General features: G+C 51.7%; 32 protein-coding genes. 11 read left to right on the top strand and 21 right to left on the bottom strand.

What is annotated here, in order from left to right:
- Positions 1–103 precede the first annotated feature (103 nt).
- Both hemL and ACR64Q_RS20710 read left to right on the top strand, forming a co-directional pair.
- A complete protein-coding gene (gene hemL / locus ACR64Q_RS20715) occupies positions 104–1,384 on the top strand; it encodes a glutamate-1-semialdehyde 2,1-aminomutase (RefSeq protein ID WP_313732974.1) in 1,281 nt (426 codons plus the stop codon).
- Between the two features lie 106 nt (positions 1,385–1,490).
- Positions 1,491–1,949, top strand: coding sequence for a hypothetical protein (locus ACR64Q_RS20710; protein WP_483823418.1), 459 nt, complete (start codon positions 1,491–1,493; stop codon positions 1,947–1,949).
- Between the two features lie 172 nt (positions 1,950–2,121).
- Here ACR64Q_RS20710 and ACR64Q_RS20705 read toward each other — a convergent pair whose 3' ends face one another.
- The gene (locus ACR64Q_RS20705) at positions 2,122–2,622 is read right to left on the bottom strand and encodes a phosphate-starvation-inducible PsiE family protein (protein WP_313732972.1); all 501 of its coding nucleotides are present in this window, start codon (positions 2,620–2,622) and stop codon (positions 2,122–2,124) included.
- 278 nt (positions 2,623–2,900) lie between these two features.
- Here ACR64Q_RS20705 and ACR64Q_RS20700 point away from each other — a divergent pair, with 278 nt between their 5' ends.
- The 5 genes from ACR64Q_RS20700 (at position 2,901) to ACR64Q_RS20680 (ending at position 10,599) form a co-directional block, all read left to right on the top strand.
- Positions 2,901–3,524 (top strand): hypothetical protein, encoded by a 624-nt coding sequence (locus ACR64Q_RS20700; protein WP_313732971.1) that lies wholly within the window; start codon positions 2,901–2,903, stop codon positions 3,522–3,524.
- Positions 3,525–3,554: 30 nt separating this feature from the next.
- The gene (locus ACR64Q_RS20695; protein WP_313732970.1) at positions 3,555–4,895 is read left to right on the top strand and encodes a DNA recombination protein RmuC; all 1,341 of its coding nucleotides are present in this window, start codon (positions 3,555–3,557) and stop codon (positions 4,893–4,895) included.
- 556 nt (positions 4,896–5,451) lie between these two features.
- Positions 5,452–6,378, top strand: a complete 927-nt coding sequence (locus tag ACR64Q_RS20690) for a hypothetical protein (RefSeq protein WP_313732969.1) — start codon at positions 5,452–5,454, stop codon at positions 6,376–6,378.
- A 40-nt stretch (positions 6,379–6,418) separates the two neighbouring features.
- On the top strand, positions 6,419–7,486 hold the full coding sequence (locus ACR64Q_RS20685; protein WP_313732968.1) for an efflux RND transporter periplasmic adaptor subunit: 1,068 nt from the start codon (positions 6,419–6,421) through the stop codon (positions 7,484–7,486).
- The gene (locus ACR64Q_RS20680; RefSeq protein WP_313732967.1) at positions 7,483–10,599 is read left to right on the top strand and encodes an efflux RND transporter permease subunit; all 3,117 of its coding nucleotides are present in this window, start codon (positions 7,483–7,485) and stop codon (positions 10,597–10,599) included. The genes ACR64Q_RS20685 and ACR64Q_RS20680 overlap by 4 nt, the downstream gene beginning before the upstream one ends.
- A 156-nt stretch (positions 10,600–10,755) precedes the next feature.
- On the opposite strand, the gene ACR64Q_RS20675 is transcribed toward ACR64Q_RS20680, so the two are convergent.
- From ACR64Q_RS20675 to hldE, 9 genes are all read right to left on the bottom strand, one after another.
- Positions 10,756–11,145, bottom strand: coding sequence for a lipocalin family protein (locus tag ACR64Q_RS20675; protein WP_020484055.1), 390 nt, complete (start codon positions 11,143–11,145; stop codon positions 10,756–10,758).
- Positions 11,146–11,247: 102 nt separating this feature from the next.
- Positions 11,248–11,895, bottom strand: coding sequence for a glutathione S-transferase family protein (locus ACR64Q_RS20670; RefSeq protein WP_026602743.1), 648 nt, complete (start codon positions 11,893–11,895; stop codon positions 11,248–11,250).
- Positions 11,896–12,290: 395 nt separating this feature from the next.
- Complete coding sequence (locus ACR64Q_RS20665; protein ID WP_313732966.1) at positions 12,291–12,740, bottom strand: nucleoside deaminase; 450 nt, start codon at positions 12,738–12,740, stop codon at positions 12,291–12,293.
- A gap of 240 nt (positions 12,741–12,980) precedes the next feature.
- The gene (gene ubiA, locus ACR64Q_RS20660) at positions 12,981–13,844 is read right to left on the bottom strand and encodes a 4-hydroxybenzoate octaprenyltransferase (RefSeq protein WP_313732965.1); all 864 of its coding nucleotides are present in this window, start codon (positions 13,842–13,844) and stop codon (positions 12,981–12,983) included.
- Positions 13,845–13,901: 57 nt separating this feature from the next.
- A complete protein-coding gene (locus ACR64Q_RS20655) occupies positions 13,902–14,096 on the bottom strand; it encodes a hypothetical protein (RefSeq protein WP_020484059.1) in 195 nt (64 codons plus the stop codon).
- Between the two features lie 32 nt (positions 14,097–14,128).
- Complete coding sequence (locus tag ACR64Q_RS20650) at positions 14,129–14,413, bottom strand: helix-turn-helix domain-containing protein (RefSeq protein ID WP_313732964.1); 285 nt, start codon at positions 14,411–14,413, stop codon at positions 14,129–14,131.
- A gap of 21 nt (positions 14,414–14,434) precedes the next feature.
- Positions 14,435–14,701, bottom strand: a complete 267-nt coding sequence (locus ACR64Q_RS20645) for a hypothetical protein (protein WP_313732963.1) — start codon at positions 14,699–14,701, stop codon at positions 14,435–14,437.
- Positions 14,694–14,969, bottom strand: coding sequence for a toxin (locus ACR64Q_RS20640; RefSeq protein WP_313732962.1), 276 nt, complete (start codon positions 14,967–14,969; stop codon positions 14,694–14,696). The genes ACR64Q_RS20645 and ACR64Q_RS20640 overlap by 8 nt, the downstream gene beginning before the upstream one ends.
- A gap of 41 nt (positions 14,970–15,010) precedes the next feature.
- On the bottom strand, positions 15,011–16,441 hold the full coding sequence (hldE, locus tag ACR64Q_RS20635; protein WP_313732961.1) for a bifunctional D-glycero-beta-D-manno-heptose-7-phosphate kinase/D-glycero-beta-D-manno-heptose 1-phosphate adenylyltransferase HldE: 1,431 nt from the start codon (positions 16,439–16,441) through the stop codon (positions 15,011–15,013).
- 72 nt (positions 16,442–16,513) lie between these two features.
- On the opposite strand from hldE, the gene arsC reads away from it, so the two are divergent.
- Together arsC and wrbA are read left to right on the top strand one after the other, a co-directional pair.
- Entirely contained in the window at positions 16,514–16,861 is a 348-nt protein-coding gene (gene arsC, locus ACR64Q_RS20630; RefSeq protein WP_026147081.1) for an arsenate reductase (glutaredoxin), read from the top strand.
- On the top strand, positions 16,861–17,448 hold the full coding sequence (wrbA, locus tag ACR64Q_RS20625) for an NAD(P)H:quinone oxidoreductase (RefSeq protein WP_313732960.1): 588 nt from the start codon (positions 16,861–16,863) through the stop codon (positions 17,446–17,448). The genes arsC and wrbA overlap by 1 nt, the downstream gene beginning before the upstream one ends.
- Before the next feature lie 13 nt (positions 17,449–17,461).
- On the opposite strand, the gene blaOXA is transcribed toward wrbA, so the two are convergent.
- The 9 genes from blaOXA to ACR64Q_RS20580 form a co-directional block, all read right to left on the bottom strand.
- Positions 17,462–18,244 (bottom strand): class D beta-lactamase, encoded by a 783-nt coding sequence (gene blaOXA / locus ACR64Q_RS20620; RefSeq protein WP_313732959.1) that lies wholly within the window; start codon positions 18,242–18,244, stop codon positions 17,462–17,464.
- A complete protein-coding gene (locus ACR64Q_RS20615) occupies positions 18,245–18,718 on the bottom strand; it encodes a VOC family protein (RefSeq protein ID WP_313732958.1) in 474 nt (157 codons plus the stop codon).
- Between the two features lie 38 nt (positions 18,719–18,756).
- Positions 18,757–19,233, bottom strand: a complete 477-nt coding sequence (locus ACR64Q_RS20610; protein ID WP_313732957.1) for an SRPBCC family protein — start codon at positions 19,231–19,233, stop codon at positions 18,757–18,759.
- Complete coding sequence (locus tag ACR64Q_RS20605; protein ID WP_313732956.1) at positions 19,230–19,790, bottom strand: SRPBCC family protein; 561 nt, start codon at positions 19,788–19,790, stop codon at positions 19,230–19,232. Before ACR64Q_RS20605 ends, ACR64Q_RS20610 begins: the two co-directional genes overlap by 4 nt.
- A 35-nt stretch (positions 19,791–19,825) precedes the next feature.
- Positions 19,826–20,308, bottom strand: a complete 483-nt coding sequence (locus ACR64Q_RS20600; RefSeq protein ID WP_313732955.1) for a DUF1579 domain-containing protein — start codon at positions 20,306–20,308, stop codon at positions 19,826–19,828.
- Between the two features lie 24 nt (positions 20,309–20,332).
- Complete coding sequence (locus ACR64Q_RS20595) at positions 20,333–20,686, bottom strand: YciI family protein (RefSeq protein WP_313732954.1); 354 nt, start codon at positions 20,684–20,686, stop codon at positions 20,333–20,335.
- 11 nt (positions 20,687–20,697) lie between these two features.
- The gene (locus tag ACR64Q_RS20590; RefSeq protein ID WP_313732953.1) at positions 20,698–21,105 is read right to left on the bottom strand and encodes a VOC family protein; all 408 of its coding nucleotides are present in this window, start codon (positions 21,103–21,105) and stop codon (positions 20,698–20,700) included.
- A 9-nt stretch (positions 21,106–21,114) separates the two neighbouring features.
- On the bottom strand, positions 21,115–21,606 hold the full coding sequence (locus tag ACR64Q_RS20585) for a VOC family protein (RefSeq protein ID WP_313732952.1): 492 nt from the start codon (positions 21,604–21,606) through the stop codon (positions 21,115–21,117).
- A gap of 120 nt (positions 21,607–21,726) precedes the next feature.
- Positions 21,727–22,104 carry a YciI family protein gene (locus ACR64Q_RS20580; RefSeq protein WP_026602724.1) on the bottom strand — a complete coding sequence of 126 codons (378 nt, stop codon included), beginning with the start codon at positions 22,102–22,104 and terminating at the stop codon, positions 21,727–21,729.
- A 415-nt stretch (positions 22,105–22,519) separates the two neighbouring features.
- Here ACR64Q_RS20580 and ACR64Q_RS20575 point away from each other — a divergent pair, with 415 nt between their 5' ends.
- Both ACR64Q_RS20575 and ACR64Q_RS20570 read left to right on the top strand, forming a co-directional pair.
- A complete protein-coding gene (locus ACR64Q_RS20575; RefSeq protein WP_313732951.1) occupies positions 22,520–23,014 on the top strand; it encodes a YchJ family protein in 495 nt (164 codons plus the stop codon).
- The gene (locus tag ACR64Q_RS20570; protein ID WP_313732950.1) at positions 23,011–23,766 is read left to right on the top strand and encodes a YkgJ family cysteine cluster protein; all 756 of its coding nucleotides are present in this window, start codon (positions 23,011–23,013) and stop codon (positions 23,764–23,766) included. The genes ACR64Q_RS20575 and ACR64Q_RS20570 overlap by 4 nt, the downstream gene beginning before the upstream one ends.
- Before the next feature lie 52 nt (positions 23,767–23,818).
- Here the strand turns inward: ACR64Q_RS20570 and ACR64Q_RS20565 are convergent, their stop codons facing one another.
- Positions 23,819–24,220 (bottom strand): DUF4411 family protein, encoded by a 402-nt coding sequence (locus tag ACR64Q_RS20565; protein ID WP_409521198.1) that lies wholly within the window; start codon positions 24,218–24,220, stop codon positions 23,819–23,821.
- A 45-nt stretch (positions 24,221–24,265) separates the two neighbouring features.
- Positions 24,266–25,252, bottom strand: a complete 987-nt coding sequence (locus ACR64Q_RS20560; RefSeq protein WP_313732949.1) for an ImmA/IrrE family metallo-endopeptidase — start codon at positions 25,250–25,252, stop codon at positions 24,266–24,268.
- Between the last annotated feature and the right edge of the window lie 45 nt (positions 25,253–25,297).

The following is a 25,297-nucleotide window of genomic DNA, read 5'->3' as shown; positions in this document are numbered from 1 at the left end:
GTTGGGTTGGTTCGATAACGCACAACTCAACATTCAAAGCCCCCGTGTTGGGTTACGGCTAGTGCCTAACCCAACCTACACGATTTCTCTATCCTTCATCCCCATGACCCAATCTTCCGAATTATTTTCTCAAGCCAAGCAATACATTCCCGGCGGCGTCAATTCGCCGGTACGTTCCTTTAGCGGCGTCGGCGGCACGCCGGTATATTTCGACCATGCAGCCGGCGCTTATGTTTACGACAGCGAAGGCAAGCGCTATATCGATTATGTCGGTTCCTGGGGGCCAATGATTTTGGGGCATGCGCATCCGGCTGTGATCGAAGCGGTCAAGCTAAGCGCTGAAAAAGGTTTAAGTTTTGGTGCCCCCACCGAAATCGAAACTTTGATGGCGCAAACGGTTTGCGAATTGCTGCCGTCAATCGAAATGGTGCGCATGGTTAGCTCCGGCACCGAAGCGACCATGAGCGCGTTGCGCCTGGCGCGTGGTTACACCGGTCGCGACAAGATCGTTAAATTCGAAGGTTGCTACCACGGCCATTCTGATTCCTTGCTCGTCAAGGCAGGTTCCGGCGCGTTGACTTTCGGCGTCCCTAGCTCGCCGGGCGTACCCGCCTCGGTTGCAGCCGATACCCTCACCCTGACTTACAACGACAGCGATGCGGTACGCAGCACCTTCGCCGAAATAGGCGACAAGATTGCTTGCATCATTGTCGAGCCGGTGGCCGGCAACATGAACTGCATCCCGCCGGAACCCGGCTTCTTGCAAACCCTGCGCGAGGTATGCGATCAATACGGCAGCGTGCTGATTTTTGATGAAGTAATGACCGGCTTCCGCGTTGGTTTGCAAGGCGCACAAGGTCTGTACGGCATCAAACCGGATTTGACTACGCTGGGTAAAATCATCGGCGGCGGCCTGCCGGTCGGTGCTTTCGGTGGCAGCCGTAAAATCATGGAATATCTAGCGCCATTGGGTCCGGTTTATCAAGCCGGCACCTTGTCGGGTTGCCCGGTGGCGATGGCCGCGGGGTTGAAAACCCTGGAACTGATCACTCAGCCCGGCTTCCACGACGCCCTGACCGCCAAAACCGCAAAACTATTGGAAGGCCTGCAAGCTGCCGCCGATCAGGCAGGTATTGCTTTTACCACCAATCAGGTCGGCGGAATGTTCGGTTTGTTTTTCAGCACTGAAAAATCGGTCTGCCGTTTTTCCCAAGTTATGGCTTGCGATGTTGATCGTTTCAAACGCTTTTTTCATGCGATGTTGGATAAAGGTTTTTACCTGGCACCTTCGGCGTTTGAGGCTGGGTTTGTTTCTGCCGCGCATTCGGATGAGGATTTGCTGGCTACTGTGGTTGCGGCGGCTGATGTGTTTAGGGGGTTGTGATGATATTTGGAAATTTTTTAACTACTTAATGGGTACCAAAATTTATTCGCAACACGACCTTGATCCTCAGCTTTCCTCTGCGTTGAAATCAATCTACGAGGAGGTAATGTGGCTTTCTGCGCGCCCCAACGTTACTCCAGGGCGTGCCCGTGCTTGGTACACTCACATCATGGCCGAGGCCGTAAAACGAAAGTTACGTCGCTTCACTGGCAAAGTCTCCGAGATGGCTGCCACACAAAACGATGGCCCGCTAATGCTTGAGCATTTCAAACGTATTCAAACGACGCTTACTGCACTTGTTGAACAACACCGCGCCGAACAACTCAACGACCCGGATGCTTTTATCAAAACGTTAGTTGACTATGAGCAAGTTCACATAGTCACTCGCGATGAGAACTATGCCGCCATGCGTGCCAAAGGGAATTATAACCAAGCAGGTATCGTACTTTTTCCGTGGGAAGAACTTTCTGAAGGGCAGCGTACTGAGTTGTGGAACAAAATGCTTCGAGGGAAGGTAGCAAACGCAGACGCTTTCAAACCACAACGTATAACCTGCACAACATAGGCCGCGTAGCTCCGATTAGCGAAGCGTAATCAGAGGCATGAAAGCCTCCCATTCGTGCGGTTACGCTTCGCTAACCGCACCTACCAATACCGATTTCCCCGTATTTGCGCGGTGCTTGGGCGAGTGACAGTCAACAAGTCAAATAGCTGGGTTTGGCGTAGTCCTTCTCAGCCTAGTTAATTTCCGGTTTTGAATTTGAGGTGGCTATCTCGACTAACCGGTCATCACGTTCGCGCATCAACCAATAGGTTATGCCCAACACCAATGTCACTGCCGCCAAGGCTAACAATACGTCGGCGGAGATTTTGCCGATATCCAGCACGATAAATTTACGCGCCAACGCCAGCAGGGCGATTAAGAGTACAACCTTGGTTTGAATGACACTTTGCTCGCGGGTGACGACATATTGCAGGGTGTGGTTAAACTCCAGCGCAATTAACAAGGTCATGATCTCACCAAACACCTGTTGGAATATTTCGTGGTCCAAAGGATTCAATGCATCGAATACCAATCCGCCGATTACGCCGACGAATAATCTAAACAACGCGACGCTGACGACCAACATCACCAAAAAGGTCAGGGCAAACGCGACCCCGCTTTCGAAGCGTTGATAAAACGTCAGTGCATTCCAATCCTTACCCAATATTCGCCATCTGGATATTTCATTTTTCATACTATGTACTCCGTGATCTTCAAAAGATAAATGCAATATATGAATATGCGCGAAAGTAGTTGCCGAGAGGTAGAATTTCAATAGTTCCGCCGTCTACGAGCAAGACTGGTTTTAGTTGTTAGCCCTGTAGATCAGGGTTCGCGATAGCGTTCCCTGACAACATAGCTCGATTTGTCACGTAGCCGCTATCGCGCCAACGCAACCTGCGAAACTAGTGAAATTAGGCATTATCTGATCGCTTAGACGGCATAGCATTTAACTGACTTGGACCAAAATAGATGAATAGACAGAGCAAAAACGCTGAATCGCTTTTACCGGCCTCTGCGTATCGACATCACAAATTAACCGCATCTCTGATTATTGCGCTCGGCTTCGCGACGTTGCCAAATTTGAGCCATGCCGATTTTGTTACCCATCCGCTAACCGACGCACCGTCTCCAAAGCCATCGGAACCCGCAGCGCCAGCCGTACCGGAAGCCGCCGATACCAGCCAGCCTAACCAAGCCGAGATTGACTTTAACGAGCAATTTGGTGAAAAAAAACTGGGTACTTGCAGCATGACCTACAAGCTGGAGGGGTTTTCGCTAGCTTACAAGCAATACGACGGTACTGGGGAAATAAGCTGCCGCAACGGGCAAAAAGCCAAGGTGGCGCTGTCGTCAAAAAGCATTGGCTTTACTATTGGCTATTCCGTCATAGAAGGAGAAGCCTATTTCACCGACGTGAAATATATCAGCGAAATATTCGGCAATTATGTTTCGCTGGGCAACCACTTTGGGTTTAAAAACTCGGTGGATAGGCAAGTATTGACCCGAGGTGAAATTTCCTTGGTTATGCTGGGCAAAGGCAAGGGGTTTGATATTGGCTTTACCATTGGCGATTTGTCCATCAAGCCGCGTTAACCCGCACGTTTTAGTCACTAAGAGGTTCTGATGGAAGAGATATCGATGACGCTGGCAGCACTACCGCTGGCGGCGTTGCTTGGCTATGGCGTTTGCGCCTGGCTAAGCGGTAAGCGGCATCGCGAGTTGCAAAGTCAGTTGGAACAACTACAGCAGCAGCTCCAACAACAGGCCGTCAAATTGGCAGTGGCCGAGGAGCGCACGTTATTGCTGACCCAAAAAGAAACCGAGCTGCACAGTTTGCAACAACAGTTGCTGGCATTGAAAACCGAGAATGCCGAACTGAACACGCGCCAGCAGGAACAGCACAAACATAACGAAGAGAAAATCCGTTTACTGCAAGATGCGGAAAATCAGTTAAAAACCCAATTCGAGAATCTGGCCCACAAAATATTCGAAGAACGCGGCAAGCAGTTCACTGAACATAACAAAACCAGCATCGAAAATCTGGTCGCGCCATTAAAGCAGCAACTCGGCGAATTCAAAAGCCGCGTCGAAAGCGTTTACGACAACGAAACCAAAGACCGTATTTCCCTGCGTGAGGAAATTGTCTCCCTACGCCGCGACACCGCCAAGATGAATCAGGAAGCGTTGAACCTGACCCGTGCTTTGAAAGGCGATCATAAAACCCAAGGTAACTGGGGCGAGATGATTCTGGAAAAAGTCTTGGAACAATCCGGCCTGCGCAAAGGCATTGAATACGAAACCCAAGGCGCATTCCGCGACGAAGATAATCGCCTATTCAAACCCGATGTGATCGTCCGCCTGCCGGAAAACAAAGACGTGATCATCGATTCCAAGGTCTCGCTATTGGCTTACGAGCGTTACTGTTCCGCTGAAGACGACAAGCAGCGCATCGAAGCCTTGAAACAACATACTGAAGCGGTCAGAAATCATATCAAAGGCTTAAGCAACAAAGACTACTCCAGTTTGAAAGGCCTGCGGTCCTTGGATTTTGTACTGCTGTTCATGCCCATCGAAGCTGCCTTCATGGCAGCTTTTCAAGCAGACGAAAAGTTATTCAACGATGCTTTCGAGCACAAGATCGTCGTCGTTACCCCCACGACCTTGCTGGCAACCTTGCGCACCGTGCAAAACATCTGGCGCTATGAACAACAAAACGAAAACGCCCGCTTGATTGCCGATAAGGCCGGCAGCTTATACGACAAGATCAGAGGTTTTGTCGAAGACATCGAAAAACTGGGCAACCAACTCAACACGGTGCAAAAAACCTACGACGGCATCGTCAACAAACTCAGCAGCGGTGGCGGTAATTTGCTGCGCCAGGCCAGCGCATTAGAAGAATTGGGCGTGAAAGTCAAAAAGAAGCTACCTAAAAGCCTAACCGAACAACTGTCCGCAGAAGATTGATGTTTCTTGGGGGCTTAATAGCCAGAATCTTGCCGCAATAATAGTAATAACTTTATAAAGATCTTAAGATTATTATTACTACTAGTGCTGAAAAATCTGTGGAAAAGCACATTTAAGTATTTTAATTCAAAGTGTTACTAGCAATTAACACTGTTATAAGTTGGACTTTCTAGTTGTTCACAGTCTGGGGATAACTAAAACAGTGCTTTTTACCGGTAATTTATCCACAACTTGTTGGGTGATTAGCCAACAGGTTTTCAACAACAGCCAGGGCTTGTTGTGTCACTGTGGGAAGTGTTAAGCGATAGTCCGCTGGTGAGTTGTTTTGCTGGACATGATCGGCACGATAAAGCGAGCCATCCGATGGCCGCCTTTGCCACTATTCTGCAATATGCTAAAGACCTGGCGCTGGTAAGCTCCCGTCTGTAAGCTTTGGATGACGACGCTCGGCAAGCTTGATTGGGATACAACCATTGCCGGTTTGTGAACCCGTTGATAGGTGGTAGCATGCGGCGAGTTGAAACGCCATATTCAAAGCCCAGCGGAGGCCGCCTCTATGAATCCAATCAATGCCGATGTTTTCAGTCAGCTGCATATCGACATCGCCCGCAATTCCACTGACGATTTCAATCTGTTCCACGATAGCCGAAAATGGCAGAACATCAACGGCAATCCGTTTAATGGGCCGATTACCTTGGGGTTTCAGCTGGAGTCCTTGATCGAAGGCAAGATCGCTGACTATCGCCTCCAACATGACGAAGAAAAATTGTTAGCCGAACAGGGCTTGAACTTCAGCAATTACCAATTTGCCTTTGCCAATGCCATTAAGCCGAACCAGGTGATAGAAGTAGATATTAAAGAGTCGATATTTAAGAACGAACCGTCGCCAAGCTTGAGCAACCGGATTATCGTCAAGGCCGACGGCAAACTGGCCTTGACCGGCTATAAAAAAGAAACTGCCGACCCGTTGTTTTTAGACCAGCCGGATTTGTCTAGGGTTGGCGAATTAAAAATTCAGCCTGACCGTTGTTTTTTGAATAATGGTTTTTTTCTTAAGCGTAAGTTCATGATGACCAGCAACGCCAAGAATTTTCTCTGCGCATCGCTACGCGACCAAACCCGGTATTTCGACGAATTGCAGGATAAGGTGATTTTCCCGGAGATGTTTCCATGCGCGTTGCTGTCCAGTGCGTTGCTGGAAAAAGCTTTGAAATGGCTGCACGATTTCGAGCGTAACCCCATGGTCTATACTTCGCACAAAATTTCTATCGACAGACGTTGTTTGGCGCAGCTTAAAAGTAACGACGCGGTGCATATTTTGATCAAACCCACAGCGGATAGCGCCGCGCACGATTTTGGCGATTTAAACGCGACACCCTTGGATTACGAATGTTACGGCCTCTTCAACAACAATAATGCTTTGTTGTTTAGAGCATTGATTTCGTTGGTGCCGTTGGAGTCGATCCGCAAGGCAATGGCATAAGTAAAGCTGGATGCAGTTCGGTCTATTTAAAGGGGATAAGATGAAACATTTGTTGTTGATGTTGCCGCTGTTGCTGGTGGCTTGCGAAAAACCAGCGCCCACGGCATCGGTGCCCAGACCGGCTTTGGTGGTGACAGTAGGCGAACAGACCGCAGCCGCTCCCATCATATTGGTGGGTGAAATTCGCTCCCGCTACGAAAGTGCGCAAGGTTTTCGTATCAACGGCAAAATCATCGAACGCAACGTCGATACGGGGGCGGTAGTGACTAAAGGTCAGTTGCTCGCCAAGCTGGATAGTATGGATACCGGTTTATCGACTCAAGCGGCTCAAGCGGAAGTCAGGGCGGCGGAAGCGGATTTGGCCTTAGCCCAGGCCGAACTGGACAGACAACGCCAACTGCATGCCAGCAAATTCATTTCCAACCAGGCTTTGGATATTAATGAAGCGCAATTCAAGGCCGCGGCGGCCAGGGTAAAGCAAACCCGCGCGCAAGCCGCGGTAACCGGCAATCAGTCGCGCTACACGCAATTACTGGCGGAGCGGGATGGCGTGGTTACGCAAATTCATGCCGAACCTGGCCAGGTGGTTGCCGCCGGCGAGCCTATCGTTCGCATCGCGGTGCCGGAGAATAAGGAAGTCGAAATTGCCGTGCCCGAGTCGCGCATGTTGGGCATTGCTGTTGATGTGCCGGCGGAAATTAGGCTGTGGGCCAATCCCAATACCGTATATCACGGTAAAGTCCGGGAAGTGGCACCGGCTGCCGATAATCTCACACGTACTTTTCAAGTACGTGTGGTTTTGCTGGATGCGGATGCTTCGGTGCGTTTGGGTATGACGGCCGGCGTCCGTTTTTATCATCAGGAAACCAAGGATTTTTTATTACCCACCACAGCGGTTACTCAGCGTGACGGTCAATCCGTAGTTTGGGTGGTCAATCCGGCCAGCGGCGAAGTTCAGCCGAGAGTGGTGCAAGCCGGCGCGTTTCGTGAAGACGGGGTTTTAATTGCTGGCGGTATTCAAAAAGGCGAGCAAATAGTGGTGGCCGGTGTGCAAACTTTGGTACCCGGCCAGATAGTCCGGGCAACGCCGTTGCGGAGCCGACTATGAAATCGGGCTTCAATCTCTCCGAGTGGGCCTTGCGTCACCCGGCATTGGTTTTATATGCCATGTTGATGCTGACCTTGGTGGGGATGCTTTCGTATACCAGGCTGGGCCAATCGGAAGATCCGCCTTTCACTTTCAAAGTGATGGTTATTCGCACCGGTTGGCCCGGTGCCAGTGCCCAGGAAGTGGAACAACAAGTCACCGATAAGCTGGAGAAAAAACTCCAGGAAGTACCCTGGCTGGACAATTTACGCAGCTATTCCAGGCCGGGCGAATCGTTAATTTTTCTGTCGGCCAAGGATTCCACACCGGCGGCGCAAGTCCCGGACATTTTTTATCAAGTTCGCAAAAAAGTCGGCGATATTGCTTATACCCTGCCGGCCGGCGTCGAAGGTCCGACGTTTAACGATGAGTTTGGGGATGTATACGGAAACTTGTATGCCTTGACTGGCGAGGGTTACGACTACGCGGAACTGAAGCGTCACTCGGAAACTTTGCGCGCCGAGCTGCTCAGAGTCAACGATGTCGCCAAGGTCGATTTTTTCGGCGAGCAGAAACAACGCATTTACGTCGAGTTGTCCAATGCCAAATTAGCGACCATCGGCATCGACATTGCCACCTTGCTCCGTACCTTGCAAGCGCAGAACCTGGTGACAGGCAGCGGTAGTTTCGATTCTGAAAACGAGCACATTCGGATTGCGGTAACCGGTCGTTACGATAGATTGGAAGAGCTGCGCGATGTGCGTTTTCGCGCCAATAACAACGAATTTCGGCTGGGCGATGTCGCCAAAGTCAGTCGCGGCTTTGAAGATCCTCCCAAAGATAGGGTGCGCTATAAAGGTCATGACGCGCTGTTGATCGGGGTAGCGATGCGTGCTGGCGGCGATATCATCAAATTGGGCCGTGATCTGGATCAGGCCGTCATAACGACCCAAGCCCAATTGCCGGTGGGTTTGGAATTGCATACTGTGTCTTCGCAGCCAAAAGCAGTGCAGCGCTCGGTTAACGAGTTTGCCAAATCGCTGACCGAAGCGGTCGTCATAGTATTAGGCGTTAGCCTGCTGTCCTTGGGCTTACGCACCGGTATCGTAGTAGCGATCACGATTCCGGTGGTGTTGGCGGTTACTTTTTGGCTGATGTATCTGTTTGGCGTTGGTCTGCATAAAATTTCCCTGGGTGCACTGATCTTGGCCTTGGGCTTGTTGGTCGACGATGCCATTATCGCTGTGGAAATGATGGCCTCTAAGATGGAACAGGGCTGGGATCGGACGCGTGCTGCCGCATTTGCCTATACATCCACTGCGATGCCTATGTTGAGCGGCACATTGGTAACGGCTGCCGGTTTTTTGCCGATTGCCACGGCTGCGTCCTCTACCGGCGAATACACCCGCTCGATCTTTCAAGTGGTTGTCATCGCCTTGTTGGTATCCTGGTTCGCGGCGGTAGTGTTTGTACCGTATTTGGGATTTCGGTTGCTACCGGACTTGAGTAAGGGCCAAGAGCAAGAGTCGAGCTGGGCGCGGATTTGGGCCAAGTTGCGGAAAAAACCACAGTCCGAACCGTCCAAGAACCACGCCCACGATCTTTATCAAACCCCCTTTTATCTGCGTTTCCGAAAACTGGTAGCCGCCTGCGTTATCCACCGTTGGCTGGTAATTTTTTTGACCATAGGGATGTTTTTTGCCGCTATCTTCGGTTTTAAGTTCGTCCAGCAACAGTTTTTTCCGGATTCCACTCGGCCGGAGTTAATCGTCGATTTGCGCTTGGCGGAGGGTGTGTCGTATGCCGCCACCGAAGCCGATGTGAAAAAACTGGAGGCATGGCTGGATAAGCAAAGCGGCATCGATAATTACGTCGCTTATGTCGGCAACGGCAGTCCGCGCTTTTATTTGCCTTTGGATCAGCAATTACCGCAACGCAGCTTTGCGCAGTTTGTGGTGTTGACCAATGGCCCAGCGGAACGAGAACAACTGCGCGATAAACTCATACATTTGTTTGAACAGGATTTTCCGGATATGCGCGGCAGCGTATTGCGTTTGGAAAACGGCCCGCCGGTAGGTTTTCCGGTGCAGTTCAGAGTCTCCGGGCCGGACTTGCTGACACTGCGCACTATCGCTCGCCAAGTGGCGGATGTGATGCGCGCCAATCCTTATCCGTCCAATGTGCAGCTGGATTGGGAAGAGCCAGTGAAAGTTGTGCGCGTCAATGTTGAACAATCCAAGGCCAGACTGCTGGGAGTCGGTTCCAACGACATCGCCAATATTATCAATGGCGCCCTGCAAGGCTTGTATGTCACCGAATTTCGTGAAGGCATCGAGCGCATCGACTTATTGGTGCGTGGCGCCGAAATTGAACGTAAGCATTTATCGCGTCTGCAAAATTTGATGATCCCGATTCCCGGAGGACGTAGTGTGCCTTTGTCGCAAGTCGCCGAATTGGAATACGGTTTTGAGGAAGGTTTGATTTGGCGGCGCAATCGTATTCCTACTGTCACTGTGCGAGCAAATTTGTACGGCAACATGCAGGCGCCCATGGTGTCGGCACAAATCGAAGAACAGTTAGCGGATATCAAGCGACAGTTACCGCCAGGTTACCGCCTGGAGACTGGCGGTGCGGTGGAAGAATCGGCTAAGGGCGGCGATTCGGTGGCTGCCGGTATGCCTTTGTTCTTTCTGACGGTATTGACTGTGCTGATGATCCAGTTGCAAAGTTTTTCGCGGATGGCCTTGGTATTATTGACAGCGCCGCTCGGTTTGATCGGCGTGACGTTGTTTTTGTTGATTTTTCAGCAACCGTTCGGCTTTGTGGCGATGCTGGGCACAATTGCCCTCTCGGGAATGATCATGCGCAACTCCGTAATTTTGGTCGATCAAATCGATCAGGATAAGCTGGCCGGGCGCTCGGATTTTGATGCTATTGTCGATTCGACGGTGCGCCGGTTCCGGCCTATCGTATTAACGGCGGCGGCGGCAATATTGGCTATGATTCCACTCACCCACAGCGCGTTTTTCGGGCCGATGGCGGTGGCAATTATGGGAGGTTTGACTGTCGCGACTGCATTGACCTTGCTGTTTTTGCCGGCTTTGTATGCCGCTTGGTTCAGAATCGCGGTTTAATTTTTAGGACCAAAATTGCAGCGCTTATGCGGGGATTCGTTATTTCAGGGTTCCCGCGCCCCGGCGTGAACAGGGGGAAGCTTGCGGGAACAAATTATTAATGGTTAGCCAAGTGTTATTGGTATTTTTAGGCTAAGAAATTACGGATGATGGTTTTTAATTTTTATTAAAGTGATAAACGTCGCCGAATTTGCCTTTTAAGGTCATGGATTTATCGGTTTTTTCCTGCAAGGCAAAGATGTCGAATTTATCCGGTCTACCCAAAATGGCGATTTTCAATTTACCGCCTTCAATTTCATAAGCGACTGGCGATTGGTCATAAAAAGTACCTTCGCGTGGGATATGAGTGATGGTGACTTTGCCGTCTTTAAAGGTCCAGGTATCTTCGCGCTTGATGGTTTCCGTGGAGGTAGCGGATTTTTTGGTATATTCCAACTTCCACACGCCTTGTACTTCTTCATTGGATTGCAGCGGAACATCCGCAAAACTCAGGCCGGAAAATACTGATAAGCCGAGTAAAACAGCGGTTAATTTGATTTTTTTCATAGTGCTCTCCCGTTGGTAAATAACAAGAGAATCATTCTACGCTCAGGTAGTAGCAAAGTATCTTTAAATTATTGTGGTAAATCGGCAAGGTCTTAACACTGCTTATTCAAACGCGCTGATGACCTCGCTTTCCAACTTGCCGGCTTCTATCCAGGCGTTTACAGCAGGGCAGGCTAATACCGAGTCCACATAGGCTTGCGCCTCTTTATTGGTTTCCAGTTGATAGCTGTGAAATCGCAAGGCGACCGGGGCGAACATCGCATCGACTATGGTAAATCGGCCAAATAACCATGGACCGTCATGGCGGTGGAGTTGCCGGTAGTGTTGCCAAATTTCACCGATACGTTCGATGTCGGGATGTACCGCTTCCGGTAAGGGTTTGGCTGAGGGTGTGCGCTTGCAATTCATACCACAATAGGTGCGTAGCGCAGTAAAACCGGAATGCATTTCGGCGGCTAACGAACGGGCCGCGGCGCGTTCGGCGAAATCCTCCGGCCAGCCTTGGGTTTGTGGAAAGCGTTCCGCCAGATATTCCAATATTGCCAGCGAATCCCAGACCTTAAGCTCACCATCCAACAGAACAGGTACTTTACCGGTCGGCGAGTATTGCAATAGTTTGTCTTTCGAATCTTCGCGATATAGCGGAATTCTGATTTCCGCGAAATCGATGTCGTGATATTTCAAAAACAGCCACGGCCGCAATGACCAGGATGAATAGTTTTTGTTACCGATGACTAAGGACAGACTCATGAACGGAAACTCCTGTGCAGATTAAGGATCGAGAATTTTTCAAAATTGGGTTAGCTGCCGTCAACCTCCCCATTCAATGCAAGTTGTGATTGATCAGAGCCTTTTGGCTACTCGCACAACCTGTAAAAGGGGGGCTTCAAAAAATGGGTATCGTCGTTCCTGTGAATTCTGGAACCCAGGACTATCAAAACCCCGGACTCGCGTCTTCGCGAGATTAACATTAAATGTTGCGTTTAGGTCCAAGCGCATCATTCCCGCCGTTTTATAATAATTCACCGCATAGAGCAATGTCATTTTGTAATGAACGTTTAGTTGGGGGTGGTTGGCGGTTATTTCGGATGGGTAGAGCCTGAGCGCAAATCTTCGTTTGTGGAATTAACTTATTCAGAATGTCCTTAACAACAATCCTCACCGATGTCTTCAAACCAAATCCGTGGCGATTGGGCAATAAAACGGCTCATCAAATCGATACAAGCCGCGTCGTTTAATTCCACGATCTTAACGCCAGCCTCTCTTAGCCAATCCAGATGCCCCGCAAAGTTGACCGATTCGCCGACCAACACCGTGCCGATATTGAACTGCCGAATCAAGCCCGAGCAATACCAGCACGGCGCCAAGGTCGTGACCAGGATTTTGTCGCGGTAGCTGGTTTGTCGGCCGGCTTTGCGGAAAGCGTCGGTTTCGCCGTGTACCGATGGATCGTTGTCCTGCACGCGGCGGTTGCGGCCCCGCCCCAACAATTTGCCGTCGGCGGCGAACAAAGCCGCGCCGACCGGCACGCCACCTTCGTCAAAACCGGCTTTTGCTTCGGCTAATGCCACGGCGAGCATCTCGTGATAGTTCATCGCAAATCCTATAATCTATTGGATAGGCTTAAAAATCTCCTATCAGGGCTTTAAATTAAGCTCCCTCTCCTGCTGGACGACTGCACGGATGCAGGAGGTAGGGCAACGCTGGGAGCAGTTGCCGAGAGGGTTGGGGTGATGAGAATCAAACCAGGCGAATGACCTGTTTTCATCTTCTCATTCTGACCGTCTCTTTTTACGTTATTGAGGCTAGTGTGAGGAAGGGCATCACCCTAAACACTACAGCCAATACGCCAACACAATCCCAACAAACACCGCCAGACCGAACCAGTTATTATTCAAAAAGGCTTTAAAACAACTGGGTTTATCGAAATGAAAAATCAGCTTTTGCTGGTAAATCGCCAAGCCGGCGGCAACCGCCAAACCGGCGTAATACGGCCAGTTCAGTTGTTGCATCGCGCCGACCGTAATTAGCAGCCCCATAATCACAACTTGCAGACCGGCGGTAATTTCCCGCACCCGCTTGCCGAATAGAATTGCAGTGGATTTCACGCCGATTTTCAAATCGTCGTCGATATCCACCATCGCGTACATGGTGTCGTACACCAGCGCCCACAGCAGCACCGCCAGATATAAAATCCAGCCGACTGCTGGAATTTCGTTGGTTTGCGCGGCAAACGCCATCGGTACCGCAAACCCGAACGCCGCACCCAGATAAGCCTGCGGCAAATGGGTAAAGCGCTTCATGAACGGATAACTGGCCGCCAAAAACGCACCGATAAACGACAAACCAATGGTGTACCAGTTCATCAGCAACACCAAGCCAAACGCGGTCAGGCACAGCGCCGCAAACACAATCAACGCTTCCTTCGGCGTCACCTTGCCGGCGGCAATCGGCCGCAGTTTGGTCCGGTCGACATGCGGATCGAAATCCTTGTCGGCGTAATCGTTGATCACGCAGCCGGCGGCACGCATCAACACCACGCCCAGCGTAAACACGATCAACACCAATAAATCCGGCTTGCCGTTGCCGGCGATCCACAAGGCCCAAAGCGTCGGCCACAGCAAAATGAAAATACCGATGGGTTTATCGAAGCGGGCTAGTAGCCAGTATTGGAGGAGGCGGTCTTTTAAGTTATTCATTCAAAGCGCGATTCATTATTAGGGGGTGACTAGCCGCAGTGCGGGCAAGCGGCAAAGTTAAGACGATTGTTCCCAATCTTGCTGGGCCAATGCAGATAACGATTCTACGGATTCGTCAGGCCAGAGCTGTTTTTGCCAATTCGTGTAATCGAGTTTATCGCGATTAATGATAAACCTCTCGGCATCAACCATGCCCAGGGTTGAAAAAATGGATTCGAATCCGCTATGGATGATTTCGGCGTCAGTTTTCATGAATTGCCTTCGTCTTAAAGAATGTCAGCGGATTAAACCAAATCATCCAAATCCACATTCAATGTTTCGGCTATTTTTTTCAGTGCGCCAATGGTTCCGGTTCGCTTGCCACTTTCCATTTGTGCGATACTGGCTTGGGCCATGTTGCAGCTCTCGGCCAGCCCTGACTGAGTCAGGCCGCGATGTTCGCACCATACTTTGATTTTATTCTCGCCGTTCAACAGTCGATTGACGATTTCGGCGGGAACCAATTCGTCTTCGCTGGCCAGGGCTTGGTCATAGGCCGTGATGTCATCCAGCATTTCCGCCTTATTCATTGGCTTGTCTTAGTCCGCTTTTTAAGTTTCCAACCGAATTTTGCCGGTAGCATACTGATGCACCAGCGAAGAAATCAACGTTTGGTAAGGGATGCCAACGTCTCGAGCGCGGTTTTTAATTAATGTCACATCGCCCAAACTAAGGCGAATGGTGATATTTTTCGATTTTGACAAGTATTCTTTAGCCGCTTGTTTGGCCAAGGCAATTTCTTCATCCGCGTTGATGCTACGTATTAACTGGTTATTTTCCAACGCATTTAATATAGACATTTCTTCGTCATCAAACATGGTTTCCCCCTTTGTAACGTTCTTTGGCTTTGCGGCTTGGAATAATGGTTTTAAGAAAGATGCCATCTTCATTTCGAATAAACGGCACTAAATAAACATAATCAAGCGCCTCAACTACATAGATTTTTTGGCACGGATACTTGGTTTGATCGGGATGGTCGAACACATCCAGTATCTTGCCAGCATTGATAGCCGTAATAATTTCTTCAAAGCCAATGCCTCGAGTTTGCTTGAGCAATTCATTTTTCTCGTGACCAAATGAAATCATAGAGCGCCAGTCTTATACATACATTGTATGTGCAGCATGTTCTAGTTGCCAATTTTATCTCTAATGGTCTGAATAATCGAAGTCGTCGAATGCCCTTCGATAAACGACAAAATCTTCACCTCTCCGCCGTTGGCCAGCACGCTTTCATGCCCGGCGATGCTGGTGATATCGGTGTAGTCGCCGCCTTTGACCAGGATGTCGGGTAGTAATTGGTCGATGACTTCCTTGGGGGTGTCTTGCTCGAATTCCACCACCCAATCCACGCATTCCAGCGCGGCCAGCATTTCCATGCGATGATCCAGTTTGTTGACCGGGCGCTCCGGGCCTTTCAGGCGTCGCACTGAGGCGTCGCTGTTGACCAACACCACCAGCCGGTCGCCCAGGGTTTTCGCTTGTTGCAGGTAGCGGACGTGGCCGGGATGCAGGATGTCGAAACAGCCATTGGTGGCGACGATCTTCTCGCCGTTTTGCTGTGCGGCGGCGCGCTCGGCCAGCAATTCCGGCAAGGTGCATACACCCTTTCGATGGGCGCGGGGGCCTTGCAGCGCGGTGGCCAGTTCGTCGGTATTGACGGTGGCTGTACCCATTTTGCCGACCACGATGCCGGCGCCGATGTTGGCCAGTTGTGTGGCTTCAGCCAGCGATTTTTTCGCCGCCAGGCTGGCGGCCAGCACTGAAATCACCGTGTCGCCGGCGCCGGTGACATCGAAAACCTCGCGGGCGTGAGTGGGTAGGTGTAAGGGTTCGGCATCTTTGCTGAGCAAGGTCATGCCGTGTTCACCGCGGGTGATTAGCAAAGCTTGAAGCTCCAGTTCGCTTAGCAAATTCATGCCGCGCTCGACGATTTGCTCTTGATCGGCACAACGGCCCACCACCGCTTCAAACTCGCTGAGGTTAGGCGTGATCAGCGTGGCTTGTTGATAAATCGAAAAATCGTTGCCTTTCGGATCGACCAATACAGGTTTGTTCAATTGTTTGGCGAGGCGGATGAATTGCTGGACTTGGCTCAAAGTACCCTTGCCGTAATCGGACAACACGATCACTTGCGATTGCATCATCTCGGCATGATACAGGTGTAGTAGCGCGTCGCTATCGACTTGCTGAAAGCCGTCTTCAAAATCCAGCCGGATCAATTGTTGATGGCGGCTCATCACCCGCAATTTGGTAATCGTCGGATGACCCGGCACCGCCTGAAACAGACACAAAACTTTGGCTTGTTGCAGTAATTGCTTCAGGGCGGTCGCGGCCTCGTCTTCGCCAGTAAAACCCAGCAAAGATACTTTTGCCCCCAGTGCGGCGATGTTCAAAGCCACGTTACCGGCACCGCCGGCGCGTTGTTCGTCTTGTTTGACGTGCACCACCGGCACCGGTGCTTCCGGGGAAATCCGTGAGGTCGCGCCATGCCAGTATCTGTCAAGCATCAGGTCGCCGACCACTAGCACGCGGGCGGTTGAATAGTTGGGTAATTGCATGGCTTTGGGAGCTTATCCGTGATTCGAAGGGTGCTATTATAGCCGCAACCCGTCATGATTAAGGTGCAAACCATGAGCGTCAAAATTTACCATAACCCGCGTTGCGGCAAATCCCGCGACACCTTGAAACTACTGGAAGCGCAGGGCGTGACGCCGGAAGTTGTCGAATATCTTAAATCTCCGCCTACCGCCGCCGAGTTGCAGGACATCCTCAGCAAGCTCAACATCAAGCCGCGCGAGTTGATGCGCACCAAAGAGCCGGAATATAAGGAAAACGGTCTGGACGATAAATCCCTGAGCGATGCGGACTTGATCGAAGCAATGATCAGAATCCCCAAATTGATCGAACGGCCTATTGTGTTAAAAGATGGTAAAGCCGTCATCGGTCGGCCACCGGAAAACGTGTTGGCAATACTCTGATGGCGAAAATCCTGATCCTGTATTACAGCCGCGACGGCGCCACCGCGCGCATGGCCCAACAGATTAGCCGGGGCGTGGAATCAGTGGCCGGAGCGGAAGCGGTGTTGCGCACGGTGCCGGAAGTATCGGCGGTGTGCGAGAAAATCGCCGACAGTATTCCCGATGCTGGCGCGCCTTATGCAACTTTGCAAGACCTGGAAACCTGTGACGGCTTGGCGCTGGGCAGCCCGACTCATTTTGGAAACATGGCGGCTTCGTTAAAGCATTTTCTCGATGGTACGACCGCGCTGTGGTTTTCCGGCGCTTTGTCCGGCAAGCCGGCCGGCGTATTTACTTCCACCGGCAGCATGCACGGCGGTCAGGAAACCACCTTGTTATCGATGATGCTGCCCTTGATGCATCACGGCATGTTGTTGATGAGTTTGCCGTGCAACGAGATTGCGCTGCGTGAAACAGTCAGTGGCGGCACGCCTTACGGGCCTAGCCATGTGGCCGACACCGACTCCGAATTAACCGAGCATGAAAAACGTTTGTGTTGGGTGCTGGGCGAGCGATTGGCTAAGGCGGCTTTGGCTTTGAGAGTCTGATAATAAGTTGAGCTTAGAATATCCCCAAGGCCTTAAGACAGGCCTTGCCCAACTCCACGCGCTTGGGCGCATCGGCAGCCTGGGTAATGTCGATATTCAATGCAAAACTGTATAGATGGCTGCCGTTCTTGACCCAGCCCACCCACCAGCCGATACCGGCATTCGGGGCGTTTAACCAGCCGGTTTTGCCGTATAAAGTCCGTTCGCCGCTCTGCTCAAGCATGACAATTTCCCGGACTTTGGCCTGAACATCACCTGAGAGCGGTAATTGATCCCGCGCCAGGAGGGCCAAAAATGCCGTCTGTTCCACCGCGCTGATTTTTAGCGGACCGTCCAGCCAAAACCTATCGACCTTAGCGCCGATCTCGGCGTTACCGTAACCGAGGCTGATGACCCCTTCGCGCATGCGGGTAGGACCAATGCGCCGGGCCAGGGCCTGATAAATCGGTACATTGGACAGTTTGATTGCCTCGCGCAAGCCCATATCCCGTTCCCAGTCTTTGATCATTTGCGGCTGGCCGCCGTATGGCAACGGCTCGTCCACGCTGCCAATCGCACCTACCGACAAGCCGATCAAGCTATTGACTATCTTGAACGTGGAGGCTGGGATGAAGCGGGTTTCCGCGCGGAGCCGGTCATGGACTATCAGGCGTTCGGCATCGACGTCGTAGAGTACGAAAGTGCCTTGCACACCGGCGTCTCTAAACAATTTGCCGAGCTCAGGACTGTCCAGCCATTCAATAGCATGAGCTTGACCGGCAAATAGCAGTATGAGGATGGCGAATAGATGTTTCATTCAGGATTGCTCGTAGGCTCGTTTTAAAGTGTCTATTTCTATTTTTGTCATTTTCAGCATGGCCTGCATCACCCGTCCGGCTTTTACCGGATCGGGATCGCTCAAAAATTCGATCAGGATATTCGGCACGATTTGCCAGGTCACGCCAAATTTATCGTCCAGCCAGGCACATTGATGTTCTTTCCCGCCTTCTGAAAGTTTCTGCCAATAGTGGTCCACTTCCGCTTGGGTTTCGCAGTGTATAACAAAGGAAATGGCCGGCGAGAACTGGTAGACCGGTCCGCCGTTGAGCGCGGTGAAAACTTGACCGTCCAACTCGAAACTGGCGGTCATCACGCTGCCCTTCGGTCCCGGTCCGGCGTCGCCGTAGCGGTTGACACTCAAGACTTTGGAGTCTTTAAAGATCGACAGGTAAAAATTCATCGCCTGTTCGGCTTGGTCGTCGAACCATAAAAATGGGGTGATTTTGGGCATGGTGATTACTCGGTAAGTTATAGAAAGTAATGACCGGCTTAAAGGCTGGTTACCAGCTCGACCAGTTGATCCGTGGCCTTGCCCCAGCCTTCGTGAAAGCCCATTTCCTCGTGGGATTTCCGGTCTGCTGCACTCCAATGCAACACGCGAGCGCTGTAGCGAGTTTTTCCGTCTTCAGGCGCAAACGTGACGATGCCGGTCATGAAGGGTTTGGCGGAGGGTTCCCAGGCGCTGGTGTAGGCATCGGTGAAGACCAAACGCTCGTTTGGCACAACTTCAAGATAGATGCCTTGGTTGGGAAACTCCTGGCCGTCCGGGCTACGCATCACGATGATACTGGTGCCGCCGGCTCTGACATCGAGTTCGGCTGAGGCCACGGTCCAGGGCTTCGGACAAAACCACTGCTTGAGCAGTGCCGGTTCGGTCCAGGCTCTAAAGAGTTTCTCGGGTGTTGCATCGATCAGGCGCGTTAACACCAGCTCCCGCGATTCTGTTGTTTGTTCCGTTGGCTTCATGGCTTTTCCTCTGGAATTGAAATAGCTGATGACTTTTCGGCGATGGTCTTTAGCTCGGCCAAACTTTCTGCGAATTTCCCGCCTATCATCTTGTCCATGCTGAACGCCAGGCTCATTACTTTGGAAATATAAGGGCTTGGGCCGAAGATCGCCTGCGTGACGTGCGTCGAGTCACCCTCGGCTTGTAGAACAAATTCCAGGGTGTTTCGCGCCGGAAACGGTTTGATGAAATCCATCCTGATCGTTATTTTTGCGGGCGGTGTCGCGTCAAGAATCTCCATACGCCCCTGGCCGATTTCCTGGTTGCCTTCCCACTCATAGACCGCGCCCGGCCCGCTGGCAGCGCCGCTGTAAGTCCGCTTCATGCCAGGGTCCACTTTTTCCCAAGCCGACCAAGTCTGCATGTTGTGCAAATCGCTGATCAACGGAAAAATCGTTTCCGGGGTCGCTTTGATTGTGATAGAGCGTTGTACGCGGAAAGTATCCGGTTTGGTCGCCGCATAAATAAGTATGCAGACGATTGCTAGGGCCAAGACAATTAGTATGGTTTTGATCATCGGGTTTTCCTTGATAGTGCAATAAACCTAAGAAACTATGTTTTGCGCCGATACTGCGCCGTCATGAATAGCTGCCATTGGCCTTCGTCGTCGAGTAGATAGGAAGTCAATAAGCGTTGCTGCGGACTCTGCAGGCTGATCACGTCGCGCTGCTTGGCCAACTTGCCTTCGCTAGCGCAACACGGACCTTCGGTATTCAGCGTTAGCACAGTGCCATTGGCGTCCAGCGCGCCGTCGTAAATCCAGAGATGGGTCATCATCGAGCCTATCCAGGTGCCTACAAAGCGCTGCTGCCGAGCGTCGTAACCCAATGTCATCAACATAGTCGCAGTGCCGCCGCCCGGCATTTCGCTGCAACCCTCGCACAATAGCCACAATCCGCCCAAGCTGCGCACGCTTTCGGTGCCTTCGAATTTCTCGGGCGGCTGGCCGGGCTCCGTTACGCATTCGGACACATAGGTCCATTCGCCAAGCAGTTGTTGTAGCCATTCGTGTTCTTTCTGCAGTTCAATTTTCATTGCTTGCTCCTCTTCGGTTGCGTTTTACAACGGCAGGCTAGGGATCTCGATCAGCGGCCGCACTTCGACGGTACCCTTGCGCGCCATCGGAATCTGCTCGGCGATAGCGATGGCGGCGTCCAGATCCTGAGCCTCGACCAGATAGTAGCCGCCCAGTTGTTCGCGGGTTTCCGCAAACGGGCCGTCGGTGACGAAGCGCTTGCCGTCGCGCACCCGTACACTGGTCGCCATTGTCGTGGGCTGTAAGGGGCTGGCGGCCAGGTATTGGCCGTTGGCTTTGAGCTTGTGCGCGAGTTGGGTGGACTCGACATAACAAGCTTGCCGCTCGGCTTCGTCCAGGCTGTGTTCTTCAAGATAAATCAGTAACATATATTTCATGCCGGTCTCCTTTAGCCTTGGCACACCGCGCCGGGCTCCATGTAACAATATTCCCAGATGTGGCCATCCGGATCCTGAAAGCCGTGAGCATACATAAAGCCGTGATCTTGCGGTTCCTTGTACAGCGTGCCGCCGGCAGCGATGGCCGTGCTGACCATGGTATCGACGTTTTCCCGGCTTTCCGCCGATAGGCATAACAACATTTCCGTACTTTTAGTGGCATCGCAAATGGCTTTGGGCGTGAAGGACTGGAAGAAGTTCTCGGTCAGCAACATCACGAAAATAGTGTCGCTGACGATCATGCAAGCCGCGTCGTCGTTGGTAAATTGCGGATTGAAGGAGTAACCCAGTCGGGTAAAAAAGGCGATGGAGTTAGGTAGGTTTTTTACCGGAAGATTGACGAAAATTTGAGTGTTCATGTCAGCTCCTTATTGCGGTTCGGCACTAGCCGCTTGCGCCGCGAAGAATGCAGCCATACGACTGGGCATTTCGCTGGGATCGACATCTTCGATATGCGTGGCAATCATCCATTGATGGCCGAACGGATCGCTCACCGCGCCCATCCGGTCGCCCCAGAACTGGTTGGTGGGCGGCATCGTCGATGTGGCACCGACCTTTATCGCGGCGGCAAACACCGTATCGACATCAGTGACGTACAAGAATAGTTTGACCGGCGTACCGCCCAGCAATGCTGGCGAAAGATCGGTACAGTGCGGATTTTCGTCAGCGAGCATGAATATCGAATCGCCGATCTTGAATTCGGCGTGAGCTACGTTGCCATCCGGCGTATTCAGGCGGGATAGTTCACTGGCTGCGAAGGCATTTTTATAAAATTCCAGTGCCTGCGCGGCGCCTTGCACTACCAGATAAGGGGTAAGCGTGTGGTAGCCGTCGGGTATGGGTTTAATGTTGGCGGTCATGGGGTTTTCCTCGATTGGGGGTGAGTACTGATAACTATGGCTTGCATCCTTAGTCGAACGGCCTTTACTTAAATCGACATCGCGTAAAATTTTTTTCGTCCGCCAGGTCCGGGCCGCATTTCATTTAACCAGTCCCAGCGCTTCTAAAGTCTTTGGATCTTCCGCTACCGGCCGGATTTCCACGCAACCCAACTTCGCTCCGGGTATCCTTGCGGCTACCTGGATGGCTTCGTTCAAATCGTCGGCTTCGATCAGGTAGTAGCCGCCGAGTTGTTCCTTGGTTTCCGCGAACGGGCCGTCGGTAACGCTCACTTTACCGCCGCGCACTCGCAGCGTGATGGCGGCATTGGCCGGCAAAAGCCGATTGCAGCTCAGGTAATGGCCGCTGTCGCGAATGGCTTGGGTAAATTCGGTGTATTCATCAAAATGTTTCGCTGCCGCGTCATCCGACATCCCCTCCATCACGGTTTCGGCACAAATCAGGCATAGGTATTTCATGGTCAACTCCTCGGGCTAAAATAGTGTACGCACCGAATAGTCGTTCGGCGTTGGGCAAATTCGACAACCAGGATACTTTTTAGCTAAAAAGCGAGTAACTATTCCGTGAAGCATAAAACCCGGCAAATCGTTAAAAGCATGCTCTTCTCCTGATCTAGGATGTCGTAAAAGCGGAAACAGTCCCTTCTCCCTCCGTACCCACAGGGCATAAAGGAGAAGGTTAGGATGAGGGAATATAAAACAATAGTTTATTGATTTTTCATCCCCTGCCCCCCAACCCTCCAGAAAGGAGAGGGGCGTTGGTGCGATGTGCTGAATAGTTACAGTTTCCCGCGCCTTGCCATTGAGCCGAAGCCGGCTGTCGCTTACCATGAGCTGATAGACCTATTTTTCACAATCTGACCGGAGATCAACGATGACGCTATGCCCTTGCGGCTCCAAACTGGAATATGCCGAATGCTGCGGCCTTATCATCGATGGTGCGCCGGCGCCCACCGCCGAAGCCTTGATGCGTTCACGCTACACGGCTTTCGTGCAACGCAAGCTGGACCATATCGAGCGCACCCATGCCCCGGAAATTAAGGATGATTTCAATCGAGCGGAAGCCGAGCGCATGGCGGAAGAATGCGAGTGGCGCAGCCTGGAGATTCGCAACGCTACGGAAACTGGCGATACCGCGCAAGTCGAATTCACCATAAAATTTCGCCGCGACAAACAGGATTTGGTGCAAACCGAGTTGGCCAGTTTCCGCCGCGAAAACGGCGAATGGCTGTATGTCAGCGGCGATCTTAATCCCAAAGTCATGCAGCGGGTAGTCAGCAAAGTGGGCCGTAACGATCCTTGTCCGTGCGGGTCGGGCAAGAAGGCCAAAAAATGCTGCGGTACCACGACTGAATTAGAGCAGGAATGACGCAGCGTTTTCACTGTACCGCTTGCGGCAAATGCTGTTATGGACAATTGCCGCTGACAGTAAACGATGCGTTTAAGTATGCGGATCGCTTCCCCTTGGCCATGGTCTGGACGCCGGTGCGGCAAGGCGGTAAAGACTTTGCGATGGTGTCGCGGCTGGGGGCCACGATAAAACTGACCAACAAGAAAGAACTGGCGGTGTTGATAGTACCCACAGCCTATATTCCTCCAACGTTTCCGTGTCCGGCGCTGGCGCCTGATAATCTTTGCGGGATTCACGGCGATAAACCCTCGCGTTGCCGAACCATGCCGTTTTACCCGTATCGGGACGAGCAATTTCAAGCCGAGCTATTAACACCGCAACCCGGTTGGGCTTGCGATACTTCCGAATCGGCACCGCTGGTGTTTGCCGATAAGAAAATTGTGTTTCGCGAAGATTTTGATGTGGAACGCCAGGAATTGGAGGAACAGATTCCGCAGATTCGCCGCTATGCCGACTATATGTTGAAGTACACCCCGCAGTTGGTCGATAACCTCGCCAAAGTGTCGCTCAAACCCAAAGGCGGACAAGTGGTGACCAGCCTGTCGTCATTTTTGACCGCGATTCGCCACCCCAATGCCCAACAGATTGCCCAGCAGCAACTGCCGGTGTTGAACGGTTATCTCGAGAAAACCGCCTCCGAATCCAGCCTGGTGGAATACCATCGCCATTACCTGGCCGGGGCCAAAGAAATGCAGTATTTAGCTCGGTAAGCCGGATAACTATTCTACGATTGCCGGTTGTCACAACTCAGTGCATTTTGCTTTAGTGTTCCAAAACAAACCGCGCATTCAATGCCCGCAGAAACTGAAACGTGTCCAGGCAAGGCACACCGAATTGCAGGCAAATGTTGGGAACTTTGACTTTCTTGGTGTTCGGTGCAACCAAGGCTTCGTGGGTGACCACCGTTGCCCCAAGGGTTTTAGCTTTGGCGATGAGCCAGGGATCGGCTTTTGCTAAGAAGTTGTTGCGGTTGCCGGGGTTATAGTCGCCGGCTGCGACACTTTGAACAATTTCGGAAAACACCGACTGGGTTTCGGTGTCGTCGTTGTCGATGAAGTGTTCTGAGCGCGCCTTGGCCCATGCGGCTAGTTCGTCGTGACCGTCTTTAAGTTCCTTGCCTATCCAGCCAATCCCAATAAGCCGGACAGATGTCCATGCCGTAATAGAAATTCTTGGCTTGAATGTAGGTATTGGAATCGAGAAGATATTTCAAACGCCCAACTCCTTGGCAAAGGTGGCGATTTTGTCGGGTTTGATACCACCCAATAACTGGCTGGCTTCACGGAGTAAAAGTTGGCCGCTGAGAGCCTCACTGACGACCGCGCGGGAAAAACGCTGGCTAATCTGGGCTTTTTTGGTACGGTAATAACCGGGGCCGCTGCTGTCGTTGCGATCCCGATAAGCTGCTTGCTGGGTGTTGATATAACGCTGATATTCGTCCTGAGTTATGTAGTTTAAAGCTAGCGCGCGGCGCGCCAAGGTCCACGTGCTGACGTGGAAATGCGATTCCAAAGTCGGCAAATTGGACTGCCAGTTGTCCAGACCATGCCTCCATATGGTCTGAAATTCAGTGGCCGGGACTAAAAACTCGGCGGCTACCGCATTACAAAGAATCTCTTCTGCCCGATGGGTTTGGGTGCTAGCGTCGGAAATGCCAGACTGGCCGATCCAGATATGGCAGAGTTCGTGGATCAGGGTGAACAGCCGTGCGCCCAAGGCATCGGCATGGTTGACGAAAATGATCGGCGCGTAATCGTCAGCAATTGCAAAACCTCGAAACTCTTCGACGCGCAATGGTCGTGTGTAGTGGCCCACATCGCTTTGGCGCATCACCAACACCCCTACAGACTCGATACGGTTGACCAGATCGCGGTAATAATCTTCCCAGCTGCCGCGTTGCGGGTGATTGCCGACGCCGAGCGCGGTGCGAATGTCGCGCACGATGGCGGTTACCCCATCTTTGACGGCAAAGCGGCCAACGATAGGATTTGGACCGACAAGATGCTGTTGTAAATAGTCTTTGTACCATTCTTGGCGCTGTTGCATCAGCTTAATCAGATCGAGCAATTCCGCGCTGAGTCTACGGTTGATTTGGCCTTCGATCGTTCTTAAATCGGGAATAGGCAATTCGTCGATTGGAGGCTGGGCAAGGAACAAATAGCCGAATGGGATATGTGCCTTTTCGGCGTAGGTCATAGCCTGCTTAAAGGTCAAAGAGCGGTGGCCGGACTCCCATTCGCT

The sequence above is a fragment of the Methylomonas sp. 2F7 genome (assembly GCF_057126975.1).
Note: the sequence above shows the minus strand (reverse complement) of the source record. Positions and strands in the feature narration are given on the sequence as shown.